A 1,087-nucleotide genomic window follows, 5' to 3' on the forward strand; every position below is an offset into this window, starting at 1 on the left:
AGATATTGCAATTGCCTCAGAACACTAAAGGAGGGATTGCCAGATGTTGATGCAGCATATCGGTGTCGGCTATTTTGGGTATTACCGAGCAACTGCTTATGCGATGAAACACTCTCTTATGCCCGAGATTGCGAAGTTAAGAATGAAGGCTCTGAACTTCTGGGATAAGCACGGGATCCGTGCCGCAGCTGATGCTTTTGACGTATCAACGCGAACACTCTACTGGTGGCGCCGGTTACTGCGCACCGGTGGTCCAGAAGCACTAATTCCAAGAAGCAAAGCCCCTCTGGTTCGCCGTTCAAGGCACTGGCATCCTGATGTACTCAAGGAGATCAGGCGTCTGAGAACTGAGTTACCCAATCTCGGCAAAGAGCAGATTTTTGTCAGGCTGAAACCATGGTGTGAAGCGCGGCATTTTACCTGTCCCAGCACGTCAACCATTGGAAGAATCATTGCTGGTGCTCACGATAAAATGCGGATGATCCCCGTACGCCTCAGCGCCAGGGGCAAAGCCCGGTTGATAAAAAAACGCTCAGTGAAGCCCAGAAGACCAAAACAATACCGCCCGGTAAAAACAGGCGAACTCATAGGGATGGACGCGATTGAACTCAGGATGGGGGACCTACGCCGCTATATCATTACCATGATCGACGAGCACAGCGACTATGCGCTGGCCCTGGCGGTCCCTTCACTCAACAGCGATATTACCAGCCATTTCTTCAGCAAGGCCACAAAGCTCTTTCCTGTCGCTATCAGACAAGTTGTCACTGACAACGGTAAGGAGTTCCTCGGTAACTTTGATAAAACGCTACAGGAAGCCTCGATTAAACACATCTGGACCTATCCGTACACACCGAAAATGAATGCGACCTGTGAGCGATTTAACCGGACACTTAGAGAACAATTTATTGAATTCAATGAATTGTTGCTTTTTGAGGACCTGAATTTGTTTAATCAAAGAATGGCTGAATATCTGGTGCTGTATAACAGCAAAAGGCCACATAAATCACTCGAACTGATGACGCCAGTGGACTATATTTTACGTGAGAGTAAAAATTGCAATATGTGGTGGACCCATACATCTCCT

Annotated in this window: 1 protein-coding gene; it reads left to right on the forward strand. The window is 47.9% G+C overall.

Features of this window, described 5'->3' with window-relative positions; translation table 11 throughout:
* Nucleotides 1–43: 43 nt before the first annotated feature.
* Nucleotides 44–1,087 (forward strand): IS481 family transposase (locus BV390_RS30335; protein WP_085397643.1); only part of this gene is annotated, 1,044 nt, incomplete at its 3' end.

The organism is Klebsiella sp. YJ (genome assembly GCF_002108615.1).
GTDB lineage: Bacteria > Pseudomonadota > Gammaproteobacteria > Enterobacterales > Enterobacteriaceae > Klebsiella > Klebsiella planticola.